The organism is Luteolibacter algae (assembly GCF_042683045.1).
Taxonomy (GTDB): domain Bacteria; phylum Verrucomicrobiota; class Verrucomicrobiia; order Verrucomicrobiales; family Akkermansiaceae; genus Luteolibacter; species Luteolibacter algae.
Window position 1 is genome coordinate 443,348 of the sequence record NZ_JBHUIT010000002.1, and the last position, 18,115, is coordinate 461,462.

16 protein-coding genes are annotated in these 18,115 nt (G+C 55.3%); 9 read left to right on the forward strand and 7 right to left on the reverse strand.

Going from position 1 to position 18,115, the window contains the following annotated elements; all coding sequences use genetic code 11:
• Positions 1-68 precede the first annotated feature (68 nt).
• Positions 69-1,256, forward strand: coding sequence for a glycoside hydrolase family 57 protein (locus tag ACFSSA_RS03140; protein WP_386818317.1), 1,188 nt, complete (start codon positions 69-71; stop codon positions 1,254-1,256).
• A gap of 27 nt (positions 1,257-1,283) precedes the next feature.
• Here the strand turns inward: ACFSSA_RS03140 and trmD are convergent, their stop codons facing one another.
• From trmD to ACFSSA_RS03155, 3 genes are all read right to left on the reverse strand, one after another.
• Complete coding sequence (gene trmD / locus ACFSSA_RS03145) at positions 1,284-1,955, reverse strand: tRNA (guanosine(37)-N1)-methyltransferase TrmD (protein WP_386818318.1); 672 nt, start codon at positions 1,953-1,955, stop codon at positions 1,284-1,286.
• A 157-nt stretch (positions 1,956-2,112) separates the two neighbouring features.
• Complete coding sequence (locus ACFSSA_RS03150; RefSeq protein ID WP_386818319.1) at positions 2,113-3,438, reverse strand: replication-associated recombination protein A; 1,326 nt, start codon at positions 3,436-3,438, stop codon at positions 2,113-2,115.
• A gap of 50 nt (positions 3,439-3,488) precedes the next feature.
• Positions 3,489-4,238, reverse strand: a complete 750-nt coding sequence (locus ACFSSA_RS03155; protein ID WP_386818320.1) for a spermidine synthase — start codon at positions 4,236-4,238, stop codon at positions 3,489-3,491.
• 290 nt (positions 4,239-4,528) lie between these two features.
• Here ACFSSA_RS03155 and ACFSSA_RS03160 point away from each other — a divergent pair, with 290 nt between their 5' ends.
• From ACFSSA_RS03160 to cmk, 4 genes are all read left to right on the forward strand, one after another.
• Positions 4,529-4,957: a hypothetical protein gene (locus ACFSSA_RS03160; RefSeq protein WP_386818321.1), complete on the forward strand. Its 429-nt coding sequence runs from the start codon at positions 4,529-4,531 to the stop codon at positions 4,955-4,957.
• 81 nt (positions 4,958-5,038) lie between these two features.
• A complete protein-coding gene (locus ACFSSA_RS03165) occupies positions 5,039-5,896 on the forward strand; it encodes a prephenate dehydrogenase (protein ID WP_386818322.1) in 858 nt (285 codons plus the stop codon).
• A 6-nt stretch (positions 5,897-5,902) separates the two neighbouring features.
• Complete coding sequence (aroA, locus tag ACFSSA_RS03170; protein ID WP_386818323.1) at positions 5,903-7,252, forward strand: 3-phosphoshikimate 1-carboxyvinyltransferase; 1,350 nt, start codon at positions 5,903-5,905, stop codon at positions 7,250-7,252.
• The gene (cmk, locus tag ACFSSA_RS03175) at positions 7,249-8,550 is read left to right on the forward strand and encodes a (d)CMP kinase (protein WP_386818324.1); all 1,302 of its coding nucleotides are present in this window, start codon (positions 7,249-7,251) and stop codon (positions 8,548-8,550) included. Before aroA ends, cmk begins: the two co-directional genes overlap by 4 nt.
• Positions 8,551-8,563: 13 nt before the next feature.
• Here cmk and ACFSSA_RS03180 read toward each other — a convergent pair whose 3' ends face one another.
• On the reverse strand, positions 8,564-8,818 hold the full coding sequence (locus ACFSSA_RS03180; RefSeq protein WP_386818325.1) for a hypothetical protein: 255 nt from the start codon (positions 8,816-8,818) through the stop codon (positions 8,564-8,566).
• 28 nt (positions 8,819-8,846) lie between these two features.
• Positions 8,847-9,383: a glutathione peroxidase gene (locus ACFSSA_RS03185; protein ID WP_386818326.1), complete on the reverse strand. Its 537-nt coding sequence runs from the start codon at positions 9,381-9,383 to the stop codon at positions 8,847-8,849.
• Between the two features lie 316 nt (positions 9,384-9,699).
• On the opposite strand from ACFSSA_RS03185, the gene ACFSSA_RS03190 reads away from it, so the two are divergent.
• Complete coding sequence (locus tag ACFSSA_RS03190) at positions 9,700-10,356, forward strand: TetR/AcrR family transcriptional regulator (protein WP_386818327.1); 657 nt, start codon at positions 9,700-9,702, stop codon at positions 10,354-10,356.
• Between the two features lie 77 nt (positions 10,357-10,433).
• On the opposite strand, the gene ACFSSA_RS03195 is transcribed toward ACFSSA_RS03190, so the two are convergent.
• On the reverse strand, positions 10,434-10,889 hold the full coding sequence (locus tag ACFSSA_RS03195; RefSeq protein ID WP_386818328.1) for an ATP-dependent zinc protease family protein: 456 nt from the start codon (positions 10,887-10,889) through the stop codon (positions 10,434-10,436).
• Entirely contained in the window at positions 10,886-12,085 is a 1,200-nt protein-coding gene (locus tag ACFSSA_RS03200; protein WP_386818329.1) for a RimK family alpha-L-glutamate ligase, read from the reverse strand. The genes ACFSSA_RS03195 and ACFSSA_RS03200 overlap by 4 nt, the downstream gene beginning before the upstream one ends.
• A gap of 206 nt (positions 12,086-12,291) precedes the next feature.
• Between ACFSSA_RS03200 and ACFSSA_RS03205 the strand changes: the two genes are divergently transcribed.
• From ACFSSA_RS03205 to ACFSSA_RS03215, 3 genes are read left to right on the forward strand one after another with little or no spacing between them, the layout of a single operon-like run.
• Positions 12,292-13,698, forward strand: coding sequence for an efflux transporter outer membrane subunit (locus ACFSSA_RS03205; RefSeq protein ID WP_386818330.1), 1,407 nt, complete (start codon positions 12,292-12,294; stop codon positions 13,696-13,698).
• Between the two features lie 8 nt (positions 13,699-13,706).
• Positions 13,707-14,906, forward strand: coding sequence for an efflux RND transporter periplasmic adaptor subunit (locus tag ACFSSA_RS03210; protein WP_386818331.1), 1,200 nt, complete (start codon positions 13,707-13,709; stop codon positions 14,904-14,906).
• A complete protein-coding gene (locus tag ACFSSA_RS03215) occupies positions 14,903-18,106 on the forward strand; it encodes an efflux RND transporter permease subunit (protein WP_386818332.1) in 3,204 nt (1,067 codons plus the stop codon). Before ACFSSA_RS03210 ends, ACFSSA_RS03215 begins: the two co-directional genes overlap by 4 nt.
• Positions 18,107-18,115: the final 9 nt, after the last annotated feature.

The window sequence follows — 18,115 nt, forward strand, 5'->3', positions numbered from 1 at the left end:
CCACTCCGCTTGGAGGTTGTCTTGGCCATTGATTTTCTCCCTAACATTTTCCATAAACCCCTAAGCCCATGCCCGATGTTTGTCTCTACTTTCAGGTTCATCAGCCGCACCGCCTGATCTCTCCCCAGAATGATAGGACGCGGTTGAAGCCTCCTTACGAGGACGATGCGCTGAATCGGGAGATTCTGAATCGCGTTTCAGATAAATGCTACCTGCCTGCGAACAAAATGTTCAAACAGCGCATAGAGGAGAGCCACGGACTATTCCGCATGGCACTTTCGCTAAGTGGCACGGTTGTCGAACAATTTAAGAAATTCCGGCCGGATGTCCTGGAGTCTTTCCAGGAGCTCGTGGCCACCGGAGGAGTGGAACTTCTTGCGGAGACCTATTATCATTCGCTCGCTTTCGTCTATTCGGACAAGGAGTTCCAACGTCAGGTGGATATGCATTTGGACATGTTGGAGGAGAATTTTTCGGTTCGTCCGCGCGTATTCCGGAATTCCGAGCTGATTTATAACAACTCAATTGCGGCAAAAGCGGAAACCCTCGGCTTCGAAGGAATTATCGCGGAGGGAACACCTGCCTTCACGGAAGGTATTTCCCCGAACTATCTTTATAGGGCGCCGGATACCGCACGCATCAAGACCCTGATGAGGAACCATACGCTCTCCAATGATCTGGCATTTCGTTTCTCGGATTCCGCCTGGGGTGGCTATCCGCTGACATGGGAAAAATTCACCGATTGGGTCGGTCAATCGCCGGGTGATCTTGTGAATCTTTTCATGGATTACGAGTCGATTGGAGAGCACCAAAAGGCAGAGAAGGGTATTTACGAGTTCTGGCAGAAGGTTCCGGAAGTGCTCATCGAGGCTGGCTCGCAGTGGGTCACCCCGAGCGAGGCGGTATCGATCTACCCGTCTCTAAAGGAATATGACTGTGCGAAAGTGACCTCTTGGGCAGATGCCGAAAGAGATCTTTCCGCATGGTATGGGAATGCCATGCAACAGGAGGCAATGGCCAAAATCCGCGAGCTGGAGCCGAAGATCGTCTCCTGTGGCGATCCCGTGATGCTTGCGACATGGGGCCGTTTGCAGTCATCCGATCATCCGTATTGGATGTCGACGAAGGGTGGGGCCGATGGAGATGTGAAAAATTATTTTTCACCCTACAAAAGCGCGGAAGAGGCATACCGCACTTTCATGGACGCCCTGGCTGATTTGGAATACCGGTTGCAAGCCTGTGCGGTCCATGCCTGACGTTCACGGGAGCCAGAGTCCGGCGGGCTATGGCTTGAGATCCGGGCGGTTTTGTGTGGTGCGGGCCAATGCTTGTTCATCGCGCCACCTGGCGATTTTTCCGTGATTCCCCGACAGCAATACCTCCGGAACCTTTTTGCCCATGAAATCCACTGGTCGGGTATAGCACGGGGCTTCCAATAAATTCGGATCGGTAAATGATTCCTCAATGGCGGATTGGGAGCCGCCAAGAGCGCCCGGCAGCAAGCGGATCACGGCATCACACAATACCGCTGCCGCGATCGCACCATTGGTAAGCACGTAATCCCCGATGGAAATTTCCTCATCAATCAGCTCCTCGATAATTCGGTGATCCACCCCTTCGTAATGCCCGCAAACGATCAATAGATGCTCTTCGGTGGAAAGCTCCCGCACCCTCGCCTGTTTCAGAGGCGCACCCTGCGGAGTCATGAGAATAACCCGGGTGTTCTCCTGTTTCAGTCCAGAAATCGCCGCAAACAGCGGCCCCGGCTGTAGAACCATCCCCGGCCCGCCACCGCACGGTGAATCATCCACGCGGCGGTGTTTGTCCTCCGACCAATCCCGCAACTGATGCCCTCGGATTTCCACCAATCCCGCGTCCCGTGCACGCTGGATGATGGAATCGCTAAGAGGAGAAAGGGCGATGTCCGGGAAGAGGGTGAGGATGTCAATTTTCATCTGCGGTGAATCGTGGCGCGGGAGAAATGTGGAGTAAATATGGATATAGTTCTTCCGAAGAACGCTTGAAGTTTGATTTACGGATCTTTGTTGTCGCTGGCTGGGATAAACAAGGTGATATGAGGTAGCTCACAGATACTCCCGGGAGATGAATCGTCTAACTTTCAGATTTCGATTTCCTCCAAAACTCCAGGCGTTCTTTGATGCGCTTTTCCAGGCCCTGGTCATTGGGGTGATAGTAAATGCGGCCGTCGGGGAGGTAGGATTGTGGAGTGTAATTTCCTTCGTAATCGTGGGAGTAGAGATATTTCATCGATTCCTCTGATTGTCCGGTGGTGGCGGTGAGTTTCTTGGAAGTCGGCGTGCGGAGATGGGGAGGGACGGCTAGGGTGCGACCGGTTTCGACATCTTTCATCGCTGCGCCGAGAGCCGCGTAGGCGCTGTTCGATTTCGGCGAGGTCGCCAAATAGACGGTGGCGTGGGCGAGTGGAATCCTGCCTTCCGGCATGCCGACGAATTCGAGCGCATGATGTGCGTCCAAAGCCACGCGCAATGCTCCGGAATCCGCCAAGCCGATATCTTCGGAAGCGGCAATGACCAGGCGGCGGGAGATGAAACGGGGGTCCTCACCGGCGTGGAGCATTTTCGCCAGCCAGTATAGCGCGGCATCGGGATCGGAGCCGCGGATGGATTTTATAAAAGCGGAAATGGTATCGTAATGTCCGTCATCGCCGTAGTTGATTGCCTTTTTCTGGATCGATTCCTCGGCGATCTCCAGGGTGATGTGAATTTCCTCCGATGGCGTGACGGTAGCAAGCTCCAGGGCGGTGAGGGCTTTGCGGACATCTCCATCTGAAAGTTCCGCCAAGTGATGAATGGCTTTCTGGTCGTAGCTGATCTCCAGCATTCCAAGACCGCGCTCTTTATCGCCGATGGCTTTCACCAATAGCCTTTCGATTGATGCGGTATCGACAGCTTCCAGCTGGAAGATTTGTGATCGGGAGACGAGCGGCGAGTTCACATAGAAGTATGGATTGTGGGTGGTTGCCCCAATGAAACGGACAGTGCCCCGTTCGAGATGGGGGAGCAGGACATCTTGTTGGGCTTTGTTGAAACGGTGGATTTCATCGATGAACAGGATGGTCGTCTCGCCCCGTAAGTCTCGCCAAACCCGGGCTTGCTCGATTTTTGCGCGGATTTCCGCAACGTTTGATTCCACGCCGTTGAGTGATTCGAAGCGCGATCCGGTGGTTTTCGCAATGACTCCCGCGAGCGAGGTTTTACCCGTTCCCGGAGGGCCGTAGAAAATCAGCGAGGTGAAACGATCTGCCTCGATGGCGCGGCGGAGTAGTTTTCCTTCCGCAAGGATATGATCCTGGCCGAGGATCTCATCCAGAGTGGCCGGGCGCATACGGGCGGCAAGTGGCTCGGAGACTTCCGGCTTATTGGCTGAGGCTTGAGGAGTGGAAAAAAGATCGGACACTGGGAGAAAACCAGACCCCAGAATGTAGGTGGCAGCAAGAAGGTTTCTCGTTATCGGGGTGTTCTTAGCTTCCGCACGGTAATGCGTTTCCAGAACATGCGGTCGCGCCAATCGCTGAAACAATCGACGTATTGCCGGAGCTGGCGTCCGGTGCCCGTCGCGGTGCCAGCAATTAGAATCTCGTTCATGCTCTCTTCCGTATGAAGCACGCGGACACTTGGAAAATGGTGGCAGAAGTTTTTCCGCGTGATGATTTGCTTTGCTCGGTGACCGGGGCCGGTGACCAGGTTGAGCGCGAGCATTCCGCCGGGGGCCAGGGATTTTTTCAGGAGCGAAAGCCAGGAGGTATTGCAGTTTTCGGCACGTATAACGTCATCCTCTCCAGCCAGGTAGAGGTCATCGATAATGATGTCGAACCGCCGCGTGTTAGTCTTCATCCATTCATAGGCGTCTGCGATGATGATTTTCGCACCGGTTTTTTCGAGTTCCATTTCCTGTTTGGCCAGCGCGATGAGCTCGCGATCCAGATCGATGCCGGTGAGCGCCACCTCAGGTAAAAGATGGCGCAGCGTTCTCAGTGCGGTTCCCCCGGCTACGCCTAGCATGAGGATGCTTTCGGGCGGCGGGCCCGGCCGTAGCATGGCTCCGGCGGCGAGAAGATCCCAGGCGAGGCCTGTCAGGAAGCGCTTTCTGTGAAAAGAGGCATGGATAGCTCCCGCAACGCGGAACTCTGTGGCCAGATCGGATTTCCAGAGGGTGACTTTCTGGTAGCGGGTTTGAAAATCTCCGGAGTTTTTCATCAGGTGAATCATTTACCCTAACAGTTCCAGAGGGCGGGTGGAAGAAGGTTTTTTTCCGGGAAAAGGGACAGCTGTGGCTGCTCTCGTCCATATCGGTTGGGAGATCATTCTGTCGATACCGGCACCCGGAGAATGTCTTGCCCGGAAACGTGATGGCGTTTTTCCCCTGTGGACTCAATGACCCTGCTTGACGAGTGGCCGCGAGTTTACATAATGCCGTCTCCGAGCATGGGCAGTCCTCCGCAGCCCATCCAAACAATCAGCCTTAGAATTAATTTTCCGCTATTCTTATGAAATCCAAGTTTCTCTTCAGTTTGCCAGTTCTTGGCTGCCTCGCACTCGCATCATGTTATCCGCTTCCTGACAACCCGAACGGGCCGCGCGGTCCGCGCACACCGCAGCAAAACGACGCTTCGGTAACCAGCGGTAACCAGCAGAAGATCCAGGAGCAGCGCGAGGCGATGAAAAAGCGTGACGAGGAGAAGAAGGAAACGGCTTCGAATCAGATCAAAGAAACTGAAAAAGAGGTAACTCCTACCAAGCCCACCGAGAAAAAATCCGGTGATTACGCTTTCGCAAATCCAGTCCCCGGCAAGGAAGGCTTCGTCTTCAGCCCTTACAATAATAAGCTTGTCGACGTTCGCGATATTCCAAGCGGCACCTTGGTTCAGGATCCTACCTACCCTGCAGCAGAGAAAAAATATTTCCGTGTGCCTTAGTCTCCAATCGGCATTCTGGAATCATTACCTTTTTCCCTAAGTCCCAAGACCGGGTCCATACCCTTGGATCCGGTTTTTTTTATGAGCCACATATTCAACAGAGTCAGCGTTCTGGGCGGAGGTTTGCTCGGCGGCTCCATCGTTTTAGCGCTTCAGGACAGAACGGACACCCGCTTGTGGTTCCGCAAGCAGGAGGCTGCGGAAAATGCCCATGAACAAGGAATTTACCAAGCAACAGGAGATCTTGCCGAAGCTGTTGCCAACTGTGATTTGTTGATTCTTGCGGTGCCTGTCGGTGCCATGCCGCCTCTGCTGGCTGCAGCGGTTCAAGCCGGCTTACCAGGCGATTGTCTGGTGACTGATGTCGGCTCCGTGAAGCAGGCTCCGCATCAGATGCTGCAAGCGATTCTGGAAGAAAGCGGAAACCCTTTCATCGGAAGTCACCCAATGGCTGGATCCGAGCAGAACGGACTCACGGCCGCACACGGTCAACTTTTCAAAGGTGCGGCTTGCCTGTTGACCAATGATTCGGCCGCGTCGGCAGAGCATTGTGCCGCTCTGGAGGCTTTTTGGGAATCCCTGGGCTGCCGGAATACCTGGTTCAACGCGCGTGAGCACGATGAGCTCGTCGCTCGCATCAGCCATCTGCCGCATGTGGTTGCCGCCGCTGGCGCGAAAGTCTCTCTCAAAAATCCGGAAATCGGCGGTTTTGGTGGCGGCGGCCTCCGGGATACCACCCGGGTAGCCTCTGGAAACCCCGGCATGTGGGCGGAAATTCTTACTGAAAACCGCAGTGCGATTATCCCGGCGATCGAGGAAACCATCAGCGAGCTGCGCGAAATACTTGCCACTCTCCAAAAGCCCGACCAAGAACTTACCCATCAATGGCTGCGCGAGGCAAAACAGCTCCGCGACACCCTGCACCGCAATAGCATTTAAAAATTTATGTCCACTTTACGCGTCAAAGCCATCTCCTCGCTTCATGCCGAGTTCAGCGTTCCCGGCGATAAGAGTATTTCCCATCGCGCGGCGATCATCGGCGGCCTTTCCAATGGTGTCTGCGAGGTCTCGAATTTCCTCCCGAGCGAGGATTGTCTCAATACGCTGAAAGCGATGCGGGCATTGGGTGCGAATTTTGAGATTATCGAGGAGCTGGAAGGCTATGGGCCTACCAAGCTCCGCATCCACGGGCAGTCCATGAAGTTAAAAGCTCCTGAGGCTCCCATTGATTGCGGAAATTCCGGCACCGGGATGCGTTTGCTTGCAGGCTTGCTCGCGGGGCAGGAATTTACCTCGGAGCTATTTGGTGATGCTTCGCTTTCCTCCCGCCCGATGGGACGCATCACCGTGCCACTTGCTGAAATGGGTGCGAAGCTCGAGACGCTCGGTGACAAACCGGGCTGTGCGCCGCTCAGGATTCATGGAAGCAAGTTGAAGCCGATTGACTACGACATGCCTGTTGCTTCTGCGCAGGTGAAGAGCGCGGTCCTGCTCGCGGGACTTTTCGCTGAGGGGACGACCTCTGTCACCCAGCCATCCGTAACCCGTGATCACACGGAGCGGATGTTTGCGGCTTTCCAATTGTCCTGCCGCACAGAGAATAACAAAATTTCCGTCCCTTCGGGACAAATGCCGGAATCCTGCGACATCATCGTCCCGGGAGATATTTCCTCTGCGGCTTTCTGGCTGGTGGCCGCCGCCGCGATGGATGGCTCCCGCCTTCTTGTCAAGGATGTGGGCTTGAACCCCACCCGCACGGCGATTCTAAAAGTGCTGGGCCGGATGGGTGCGAAAATGACGGAAATCCTTCATAGCTCCACCGGAGAGCCGATTGGGAATATCGAAATCCATGGCGCCCCTCTGAAAGGGACCACCTTGTTGCCGGAGGAAATCCCGAATTTGATCGATGAGATCCCCGTGATCGCGGTGGCGGCGGCTCTGGCGGAAGGTGATACCCACATTCGCAATGCCCGAGAGCTACGGGTGAAGGAAACCGATCGCATTACTACTACCGTGGAAAATCTTCGGAAAATGGGTGCTGATGTGGAAGAGTTCGAGGATGGCATGATCATCCACGGCGGCAAGAGGCTGAAGGGCGCAAATATCGAATCCCACGGCGATCACCGCATCGCGATGGCATTTGCGATCGCCGGTCTTTTTGCCAAGGGTGAGACAGTTATCAATGGCACCGACTGTATAAATACATCGTATCCCGGCTTCGCCCATCATCTGGATGCGATCCGCCACGAGCGCACCAACCCGGAGGATTTCAACCTGCCAGTCATCACGAAATGAATCACCACGCCATCGCCATCGACGGTCCCGCAGCCTCCGGGAAAAGCACCATGGCCCGCGCTCTCGCGGAGCGCCTGGGTCTCGTCATGGTCAATTCCGGTGCGATGTATCGGGCGGTGACATGGAAGGTGCTGGAAGAAAAAATCAATCCCACGGATGCTGCAGCCGTCAGGGAATTGGTAGGCAGAATCCGGATCGATTGCGGCCACGATGGCACTTTTTCCACGATCTCGATCGATGGTGTGGATCCAACACCGTTTCTGCGTAGTGCGGAAGTAAACGCCAATGTTTCCGCGATTTCGGCAATCCCGGAAGTCCGCGAAAAGCTCGTCGCCCTCCAGCGGGACTATCTCAAAAGCACCCATGTGGTGATGGAAGGGCGTGATATAGGTTCCGTGGTCTTCCCGGAGACTCCGTTTAAAATCTATATCGATGCCGATCCTTCCGTTCGGAATCATCGTCGCTCGGATGATGGTGAGGTGGATTCCGTTGAGACACGGGATGCTGCCGATAGTTCCCGAACCACTGCTCCGCTGGTCATCGCGGATGGGGCAACGGTTCTCGATACTTCCAAGCTGTCCATTGAGGGCGCGATCAAGGCCGCGATTGATATTCTTCGCGCACAAGGCTTTCCCATGAAACAATCGGAAACTCTTAAAATCACTGGTGAGGAGCCGGATCACGCGCCCATGATGCGTTGGATCTATTGGCTTGGCTGGATGTCGTTTGGCGCGGCCTACCGGACACTTTTCGGGCTGCGAATTATCGGGCGGGAGAATATCATCCACAATGGTCCAGTTCTTATCGCCTCAAATCACCAGAGTTTTCTCGATCCACCATTGATCGGAAATCTCTATAAAACGGAAATGGTATTTTTTGCCCGCAAGACACTCTTCAAAGGCATTGGAAAATGGCTTTACCCGAAGTGGAACGCGATTCCCGTCGATCAGGATCGCCCGGACATGAGCTCGATGAAGACGGTGATTCGCAAGCTGAAGGAAGGCTGGCGTGTGTTGGTCTTCCCGGAAGGTGCCCGGACTCTTGATGGGGAGATCGGACAGGCTGCATCCGGCATTGGGCTGATTGCGGCAAAGGCCGGAGTTCCGATCCAACCGGTAAGAATTTTTGGCGCGGACGAGGCATTGCCACGCGGTTCGGGCAAAATCCGTTTCGCCCGGATTACGGTAAAAGTCGGCAGGCCCATCGTTTTGACGCCAGAAGAGTTAAAATCCTACTCCGGAAAAACGGGTTACGAGGCCCTTACCAATCGCATCATGGATGCGATCAAGGATCTCTAACCCGGCGGCGATATCAATAGACCGGAGCGTCCTGATACTGGGAGCTGTCATAGCCGCCAGCAGGCTCTTCATAGGCCGCAGGAGAGTCGTAGCCGCCGTCGAGGGGTTTTGCCTGGCCAAAACCCTCGTCACGCGCGATGTAGCCAGCGGCCAATCCAACGGCTCCGATTGCTAGGGGAACACAGGAACTCATAGACACTCCGAGCAATGCGCTCAGACCAAGAAGCTTGAAAAACGGAAAAACTCTATGGAATGCGTGATCAGGCATGGCAGCAAAGGGTTAATCACAAGAGATCCTATCCGGCGAGTGCATCATCAATCGCATCGGTAAGTTCTTTGTCCCGGGGCTTGGTGGGGGACTCGAAGCGGGCTTTGGGTTTGCCGTCCTTACCGATTAGGATTTTGCCGAAATTCCATTTTACATCTCCTGGAAAGGCGCCCTTGGGGCCGGTGAGTGCTTCGTATAGCGGGTGTTGATCTTCGCCTTTTACGTGGATCTTCGACATGATCGGGAAGCTCACATTGAATTTACTGGAGCAGAACTCCTGGATTTCCTCAATTGTTCCCGGCTCTTGCCCACCGAAGTCATTGCAGGGAAATGCCAGAATGACGAGTCCGTCATCCTTTTTCTCTTCATAGAGTTTTTGTAACCCTTCGTATTGCTTGGTGTAACCGCATTTGGAAGCGACATTGACCAGAAGGACGACTTTGCCCTGATATTCCTCAAGGCTGGTCTTGCTGCCATCCGCCTTCTCAAACGGGATTTTGGTTATATCCGCAGCAAATGCGGCTGCGGATAGCACGATGGCGGGAATGACGATTCTCATTAACATTCCGCAAAACTAGACGACATTTTGCGCGTTGCAAGTTGGGAAAAAGATCGGCAATGGAAGCTGGGCTTCAGTACAAACCAAGGGCGCCGGAGTCCTTTGTTCCGGCGCCCTTGGGCCCTTTGGGGGGTCTATTGTGCTATCCCTTACACGGGTAGATTTGTAACAGAACTGGAACAGATCGCAACTCCGCGATCACGTAGGATCGGCATTATTATGATTATTTCGCCATAAACCATCATTTTCCGGGGCGGTCTGCAATTGTCCCCCTTACTCCTCGGGGATTGACAAAGATCCCTGTAACGCTTGGCTGTTTGGTGTGCGTGCTTTGAAAATACCTGATTCTGGAGCAAAAAAGAAACTACTGGATGCTGCCGAGCGATTGGTCGCTGAAAATGGTTTCGATCTGGTGTCAGTCAGAGACATTACCGGCGAGGTGAAAGCAAACGTAGCGGCTGTGAATTATCACTTCGGGAGCCGTGAGACACTGATGGATCTTGTCGTTCTCCGGCTATTGCAGCCGTTGCTTGAAGAGCGTCTCAAGGCACTGGATGGAGCGGGCAAGAAGCCTTCGGTGGAAAAAATCATTGATTCGTTCGCCTCTCCTTTGCTTTCGATTGCCGGCTCGCTTGGCATGGATCAGTTTTTTTTCCTCAGGCTCATTGGTAGAATATTGGTTCTGCCACCGGCTAAAATATCCCAGCCGCTCTCCACGGAATGGCAGGCGATGCTGGAGCGGTATCAAGCCGCCTTGGAAAACGCGCTTCCGGATATGCCTTCCGCCCGGGTAGCTGCCAGGTTTGCTTTTTTTGATGCCGGTCTCAGCCAATCTCTGCTCGGTCTGGAACCTTCGGACGATTTTGCAGAACTGCTGCAGGACTGGATTGCCTTCGCTTCGCAAGGTTTTGGTGCGGTGGCTGCTCCGACAAAGCAAAAGAAAGATGACCCGCAGGAGCTTCTGCTCTTCGATTTCTAGACGGTTTCTCTTCTGGAATTTCTCGAAATCTCAAAAGCCGGACTTGGTCCCACCGATCGGAGATCTTGGCTCATCGCCTACCGGGCTTCTTTGGAATCCTTCTTTTTCTTCGGTGGATTCTTTTTTTTGGGTGTGGCCCAATGATCAACGGCGGAATTTACGAGAAAATCACTTCCCAAGGCTTCTCTGCCCAAGAGTAGACGATGAATCATGCGCTTGCGGCAAACCAGGGAGACAAGGATGCGCTTTTGTGTCCCGGCTAGCTGCAGGGTGGTTTCCACGAAAATACGATCCGTCGGATGACCCGTGGAAGAGCGGACGCGTTTCCGCATCACGATGTCTTCCTCCAGGACGAGAAGTTTCTTCTCTTTCCGGTCGAGCCGGACGGTAAAGCGCACCCTGTTATTGGGAAGCTCGGTGATTTCCGCACAATCGATGGCGCTGCTGCGTGCTCCCGTATCTGCTTTGGCTCTCAATTTAAAAGACCAATCGGGAAACTCCACCCACTCGCGCCAGCCGATGATAATGCTCATGAATTTGGTTCGTTAGGGATTTCCTGGACGGGGAGTTTTGCGATTTTCCTGCGCTTTTTCTTCTTCGCGGGAATCAGTCCTTTCATGTGCTCTGATTTGCCGTAGCAGAGGAGCGTGTCGTCTGCCTCGAGAACGCGGGTTCCCTTTGGGTTGGAGATGACGGAACTCTTCCGGCGGAGTGTGAGAACAACCACATCCTGATCGCGCAGGCCGGTTTCTTCGATGGATTTTCCGATGTAGGTGCTGCCCTCGGGGATGTGAATGTCCGCGACGGAATAGCCGCGGGAAACCGTGAGACGCTGGCGGATATCGATTTCAGGAAATTTCACCTGATCTGCGATGTAATCGATGATTTCACCTGCGATGTCTAGCCCGGTCGCTCCCTCGATTCCCTCGAGACCCGGTGATGAATTAACCTCCATGATCTGGGGGCCGTCAGCACCTTCCAGCATATCGACCCCGCAGATTCTCAGTCCCATGATCTGGGCGGCCCGGACGGCGGCCTCCTCGTAGGCCGGATCGAGCTTGATGGCTTCAGCTTTGCCACCGCGGTGAACATTGGAGCGGAATTCCTGGCCCTGTGCCGTGCGGCGGATAGCAGCAACGACACGATCTCCGATGACAAAAGCGCGGACGTCCTTGCCTTTGCTCTCGGCAACGAATTTCTGCAAAAGCACCTGTTGCTTGGTGCTGTGGAGGGTTTCCACAATAGCCTTCGCAATCTCGATCTTATCCGCCAAAATCACGCCCACGCCCTGGGTTCCCTCGAGTAGCTTGATAATGACCGGAGCTCCGCCGACGCGCTGCAGGGCTGATTCCACATCCCGTTTGTCATCGACGTATGCAGTGGAAGGAATGCCGACATCGTGCCGGGAGAGGATCTGAAGCGAGCGGAGCTTATCGCGGGAATTGCCGATGCCGGCCGCAGTGTTGGGCGTAAAGATGTCCATCTGCTCAAACTGGCGCACCACTGCCGTGCCGTAGCGGGTTATTGATGTCCCGATCCGTGGCAGGACAGCATCCGGAGTGCGGAGAGGTTTGGCGTGATAGTAGAGATCCGGATCTCCCTGATCCAGTCCGATGGTAAGTCTCAAGGTATTGAGAACCTCGATTTTATGGCCGCGTTTTCGACCCGCTTCCACAAGGCGGCGGGTGGAGTAACATTTGGGAGAGCAGGAGAGGATGGACAGTTTCATTAGAAGGAAATTCCGCGGCGGATCTTTCCCGAAACGGCGCTCCTAAATAGAACAGAGATGGCTCTGCGTCAATTAAAGTGCAATGTCGCCGCCCGATTCCGGATCGCGGATTCCAGCTGTTTTTTCATGATAATTTCTCTTTTTCGCCAGCTGATAGACATGCATTGTCCCTGCCGACAATGAAAGGCGCATTGCAATATCTCCGGATGAAAAATTTATGCGTAACATTTGTTTTGTTGCTTGGCGCATGTGCGGCGATTTCTCCGGAGAGCCGGATGGGAAATGTAGGCGCACCGGGAGCATGGGCCGCTACCCGTGAGGCGAAGTCCGGAATCGACCGGCACTGGGTTGGAAAGATCGGCGGTGCGGAACTGCGGAGCTTGGTCGATAGCGCGATCTCTAACAATCCCGACATGAAGGCTGCCGCCGCAAGGGTGGAACGTGCGGGTGCCGAGGCAAAAATTGCCGGTGCCGGGCGGTTGCCAAGTCTTGGCCTCGGCGGCGATGCAAACCGTAGCAAACAGAATTTTATCGGCTTCCCCTTCGGTAGCGGGGGTGGCGTGCCATCGAATATTTCCCAGCAGTTCGGCGTGAATCTAAATGCGGCGTGGGAGATTGATGTGTGGGGGCGTGCGAAGGCAGGCCAGGAAGCGGCCATCGCGGATGCACAGGCCCGGCTCTACGATTATGAGGCTGCGAGGGTGTCGCTGGCTGGTCAGGTGACCAAGGCTTGGCTCGCGCTGGGGGAATCCAATGAGCAGGTCTCACTGGCGGAGCAAGCCGTCGGGGCGACCAAGGCGCTGGCAGACGCAGTAAGACAGCGCTTTGAGAGAGCGATCACGGATGACGGTGGCTCGGCAGCGCAGGTGCGGCTGACAGAGGCTGAAGTGGCGACTCGATCGGCCACCCTCGCGGAGCGGAAGCAAGAGCGTGAGCGTGTGCTGCGGCAGTTGGAGATCCTTTTGGGGAAATACCCGTCCGGTGGCCTGGCCCGCTCTGCGAGACTTCCCGATTTTCCGGGAGCAACGCCCTCCGGGCTACCATCCGAGTTGTTGTTGCGACGTCCCGACATTCTAGCCGCAGAGCGGGAATTGGCCGCCGCCGGGAGAAGGGTGAAAGAGAGAAAACTGGCACGTTTTCCCAGCTTGAAGCTTACCGGCTCCACCGGGACGACCACGGAATCGATAGGCGATGTGCTCCGTAGCGATTTCGGTGTGTGGTCGATCGGTGGTAGTCTGACCCAACCCATTTTCGAAGGTGGCTCCATCGTTGCCGGGATTGATTCCGCACGGGCAACCGAACGGGAGAATATCGCGCTCTTACAAAAGACGGTGCTTGGCGCTTTTGGCGAGGTCGAGCAATCGCTCACTGCGGAAATGTTTCTGAGCCAGCGTGAACAGGCGGCGAAACGTGCCGCCGAGCTGGCCAAGGAAGCGGCGGAGCGGGCCGATGATGAATTCAGCGCGGGCACCGGAGATGTGCTAACCTTGATCGATGCCACCCAGCGCAAGCTCGATACCGCCAGCCAGTATGTCGCAATCCGGCGGCTTCGTCTGGAAAACCGGGTTGATCTACACCTTGCGCTTGGCGGTGATTTCAAAGCTTCAAAATAAGTTTCACGATGAGCGAAAAATTGGAAAAAGAGCGAAAGATCGAGCTCAGGGCGGTGCTGTCCTTCGTGTTCGTGCTAGCGATCATTGGAGCGACGATTCTTGGGATTATCCTGCTGGTGATCAACAAGCGGGTCGCAAAGGAGGAGGACAAGAAGCGTGTCATTCCGGCAGTTGAGGTCATCGAGGTCGTAAGCCGCGATTATGTGACAGAGATCAAAACCCAAGGCGTCATCGAAAGCTCGCGGGAGACCCGATTGGCGGCGGAAGTAGGCGGCCGTGTGATGGAGGTTTCACCGAACTTCAAGCGCGGCGGTGTGGTAAAGAGAGGTGAGCGGTTGGTGCAGATTGATCCCTCGGACTATCGGGCGGCACTTGCCGGTGCGGAAGTGGCGCTCGCGGAGGCAGAGCTGGCCCTGGAGCAGGAGCGGGCCCGTGTCGAGCAGGCGGAGCTCGATTGGAAGAAGCTTGGCCGTGGTGAGCCGATTAACCCGCTGGTGCTGCGCGGTCCACAGCTTGCGGCTGCGGAAGCCAGAGCGGGAGCGGCGCGGGAAGATGCCCGGAGAGCGCGGCGGGATATCGAGCGGACGGAGATTTTAGCGCCCTTTGACGCGGCCGTGAGATCAGCCGATGTGGAAATTGGTGCTGTGGTGGCCCCCGGCACGATGGTTGCCGAGCTTTACGCGAACGCAGATCTGGAGGTGCGCCTTCCCCTGAGTATGGAGGATTTCGGGTTCCTCTCGCGGGACGAAAATGGAGCTGTTCTGGGGCATGCCGATCTTAGTGGAAAAATCGGGAACGAAACGTTCCACTGGAAGGCGGTCCCCGTGCGTGTAGATCCCGAAATCGAGCGGAAAACGCTCTCTGCAAACATCGTGGTAAAGGTGGAGCGGAGCGCGGAAGGCGAATTTCCCCTTCCTCCGGTGGGCTTGTTCGTTCTGGCGCAGCTGGACGGGAAAACTCTGCAGAATGTGGCGGAAATTCCCCGCCGCGGCTTGCTGGAGGGGGACCGTGTGATCACGGTGAATGATGAGAGTAAAATTGATTTCCGGGACGTGGAGGTCCTTTGGTTGACTGAGAAGACAGCCGTCATTGGCAAGGGGCTGGAAGCTGGAGACCGCGTTTGCATGACGCGTCTTTCCGGACCGGTGGTCGGCATGGAAGTGATGGTTGAGAACGGGAAAACTGCTGAAGCGGAAGAAAGCAAATGAACGCGGTCAAATGGTTCACCCGTAACCATGTAGCGGGGAATTTTATCATGTTGCTCATCGTCATTGCTGGCTTTGCAACGTGGTTTAAACTGAAAAAAGAGATTTTCCCGGAAGTTTCCATTGATGCGATATCGGTGCGGATCCCGTATCCGAACGCGACTCCCGAGGAGGCCGAACGCGGTGTGGTAGTGCCGGTGGAGGAATCAATCGCGGATCTGCAAGGGATAAAAAAAATCTCCGGGACAGGTGCGCAGAATGTCGGGACTGTCGTGGTGGAAGTGCAGACAGGTTACGACGTGCGTTCCTTGATGAGTGATGTGAAATCCCGGGTGGACGCGATCGATAATTTTCCCGAGGAGGCGGAGACGCCGGTGTTGGAAGAGATTTTGATCAAGGCTCCGGTGATGAGTGTCACGCTCACTGCGGATACCGACGAGACGACCATCCGGAAATTGGCAGAACGGGTGCGGGATGAATTGCTGACCTATGAGGCGCCGGGTGCGACTTCCCTTGGCGGCGTTTTCGGACGAGCTTTCAACGGGGTGCCAAAGATCAGCCAGGTTTCCATTTCCGGCACGCGACCGTATGAAATTTCCATCGAGGTTTCCGAAGAAAGGCTGCGAAAGCTTGGCCTGCGTCTCTCGGATATCGCGCAGGCGGTGAGGAGCAGCACGCTGGATCTGCCGGGTGGATCTGTGAGAACGGAGCGCGGGGAGGTGATATTGCGGGCCCTCGGGAAGCGCTACGAGGCCAGTGAAATGGCAAATGTGCCGGTGAAAACCATGGCAGATGGTAGCGTCATCCGGCTGGGCGATATCGCGAAGCTTGTCGATGGCTTTGAGGATGTGGATGTCAGTAGCCGTTTCGATGGAAAAAATGCGCTGGTGATCAATGTGTTCCGTGTCGGCGATGAAAATACGCTGGAACTTGCCGAACTGGTGCGGACCTATGTGAGGGATTCAAGGTCCCGCCTGCCAGAGGGGGTGGAGCTTTCCGTGTGGAATGATCAAAGCGTGTATCTTCTCGGTCGTCTCGATCTACTGAAGCGGAATGCGATCATGGGCCTGCTGCTGGTGCTGGGGGTGCTAACGCTCTTTCTACGTCCTTCCCTGGCATTGTTGGTCGCGCTCGGGATTCCCATTTCCTTCGCGGGCGGGATATGGATGATGCCCTACTTTGGCGTCTCGGTGAATATGATTTCACTCTTCGCCTTCATCCTGGTGCTCGGAATTGTGGTAGATGATGCGATTGTGACGGGGGAAAACGTCTATACCCGGATTCAAAAAGGAGAACATCCCAGTGTGGCGGCATGGAAGGGGACAAGCGAGGTGGGGACGATCGTTGTCTTCGGGGTTCTTACCACGATGGTGGCGTTTACCCCGATGCTGGGGCTGAGCGGGGTGAGCGGTAAAATCTGGCCGAACATTCCGCTGGTGGTGATCCCGACTCTGCTTTTTTCCCTGCTGCAATCGAAGTTCGTCCTGCCTGCCCATTTGGCGCTGCTTTCTCCACAGGACCATACGAAAAAGGTCAACGTGCTGTTCCGCATTCAGAGGAAGATTGCCAACGGCTTGGAGACCTTTGTGGAAAAGGTTTACCAGCCGGCGCTCAGAACCGCGCTGCGCTGGCGCTATGTGACTGCCGCGACTTTTATTTCGGTGCTGGTGCTTACCCTTGGCGCGGTGGCCACCGGGCAAATCCAGTTCAAGTTCTTTCCGGAGGTGGAGGGCGATATACTGAGTGCGAAGGTGGAGCTGGCGCAGGGAGTGCCTTTTGAAGAAACGGAAAGAGTGGTCAAAAGGATCGAGGCGGCGGCGATAGAACTCTCGAAGAAATACCAGACCAATAAGGGCGAGAGTATTTTGAAACACGTCCTTAGTAGTGCCGGCACCCAGCCATTCCAAACAGGTATTGCCGTGGGTGGTCCGCCGACGGCTACGCATTTGGGTGAAGTGACGCTGGAGCTTGCAGCGGCGGCGGATCGCACGATTGGCTCCGAAGAGCTGGTGGCGGAATGGCGGAGATTGGTGGGGAATTTACCAGGTGTGGTGGAGCTGAGCATCCAGGCGGAAACGGCATCTGCCGGAAATGCAATCGACGTTACCCTGACCGGGCCGAATCTGGAACGTCTCGTCGAGGCTACAGCGTTCGCAAAGGAAGGACTGGGAGTTTTCTCGGGAGTGATTGATATCTCGGATTCGAACCGCGCGGGGAAAGATGAGCTGAGGTTTCGCGAGCTGACTCCAGCGGGGCGTGCGATGGGCTTCCGCCTGGAGGATGTGGCCTCCCAGGTGAGAGATGCCTTTTATGGAAACGAGGTGCAACGCCTGCAGCGAGGACGCGATGAAGTGAAGGTCATGGTCCGTTTTCCGGAAAAGGCACGGCGAACTCTTGATAGCTTGGAAAATATGAAAGTCCGCACCCCACAGGGAGATGAGGTGCCACTTTCGCAGGTTGCGGAAATGGAACCCGGACGTGGGCCGGCGGTGATCAACCGCACGGACAGACAGCGCTCGATCAAAATCACTGCGGATGTGGAGCCGGGAGTGAATGCGAACGAAGTCGTGGCCGGTTACACCGAGAAAGTGCTGGAGGAGATCCCACTGAGATTCCCCGGTGTCCGCTATTCCTTCGAGGGGGAGCAGAAGGACCAGGCAGACAGTGTTCGTGAAATGGGGATTGGTTTCGTAGGGGCCTTGATCGCGATGTACGTGCTGATTGCCATTCCGCTACGCTCCTACCTGCAGCCTCTGATCATCATGTCTGTGATCCCCTTTGGCTTGGTCGGGGCGATCTGGGGACACGCTTTGCTCGGCATGAATCTAAGCATTATGTCGATGTGCGGGCTTGTCGCTCTGGCCGGTGTGGTCGTCAACGACAGCCTTGTGATGGTGGATTATGTCAACCGGCATCGTGATGAATCCGATACCTTGCAAGACGCGGCAATTGCTGCCGGCGGGCGTAGATTCCGTGCGATTCTGCTGACATCGTTGACAACGTTCGTAGGGATCATGCCGATGATCCTCGAGACAGATGTTCAGGCGCGTTTCCTTGTGCCCATGGCAGTTTCTTTAGCCTTCGGGATCTTGTTTGCCACAGTGATTACTCTCTTTCTGGTGCCAGGTGTTTATCTGATACTTGAGGATATCCTCCATCTTGCCGCCCGGGTTCTGCGGAGAAAAAAAGCAGACGCAGCCTAGGAGGCTTTA

Coding starts and splice junctions, on each gene's coding strand:
- ACFSSA_RS03205 (WP_386818330.1), top strand. CDS start 12,292: ATGAAAAATTTATGCGTAACATTTGTTTTGTTGCTTGGCGCATGTGCG.
- ACFSSA_RS03180 (WP_386818325.1), bottom strand. CDS start 8,818: ATGCCTGATCACGCATTCCATAGAGTTTTTCCGTTTTTCAAGCTTCTT.
- ACFSSA_RS03200 (WP_386818329.1), bottom strand. CDS start 12,085: ATGAAACTGTCCATCCTCTCCTGCTCTCCCAAATGTTACTCCACCCGC.
- ACFSSA_RS03210 (WP_386818331.1), top strand. CDS start 13,707: ATGAGCGAAAAATTGGAAAAAGAGCGAAAGATCGAGCTCAGGGCGGTG.
- trmD (WP_386818318.1), bottom strand. CDS start 1,955: ATGAAAATTGACATCCTCACCCTCTTCCCGGACATCGCCCTTTCTCCT.
- ACFSSA_RS03140 (WP_386818317.1), top strand. CDS start 69: ATGCCCGATGTTTGTCTCTACTTTCAGGTTCATCAGCCGCACCGCCTG.
- ACFSSA_RS03215 (WP_386818332.1), top strand. CDS start 14,903: ATGAACGCGGTCAAATGGTTCACCCGTAACCATGTAGCGGGGAATTTT.
- ACFSSA_RS03165 (WP_386818322.1), top strand. CDS start 5,039: ATGAGCCACATATTCAACAGAGTCAGCGTTCTGGGCGGAGGTTTGCTC.
- ACFSSA_RS03185 (WP_386818326.1), bottom strand. CDS start 9,383: ATGTTAATGAGAATCGTCATTCCCGCCATCGTGCTATCCGCAGCCGCA.
- ACFSSA_RS03155 (WP_386818320.1), bottom strand. CDS start 4,238: ATGAAAAACTCCGGAGATTTTCAAACCCGCTACCAGAAAGTCACCCTC.
- ACFSSA_RS03160 (WP_386818321.1), top strand. CDS start 4,529: ATGAAATCCAAGTTTCTCTTCAGTTTGCCAGTTCTTGGCTGCCTCGCA.
- cmk (WP_386818324.1), top strand. CDS start 7,249: ATGAATCACCACGCCATCGCCATCGACGGTCCCGCAGCCTCCGGGAAA.
- ACFSSA_RS03195 (WP_386818328.1), bottom strand. CDS start 10,889: ATGAGCATTATCATCGGCTGGCGCGAGTGGGTGGAGTTTCCCGATTGG.
- aroA (WP_386818323.1), top strand. CDS start 5,903: ATGTCCACTTTACGCGTCAAAGCCATCTCCTCGCTTCATGCCGAGTTC.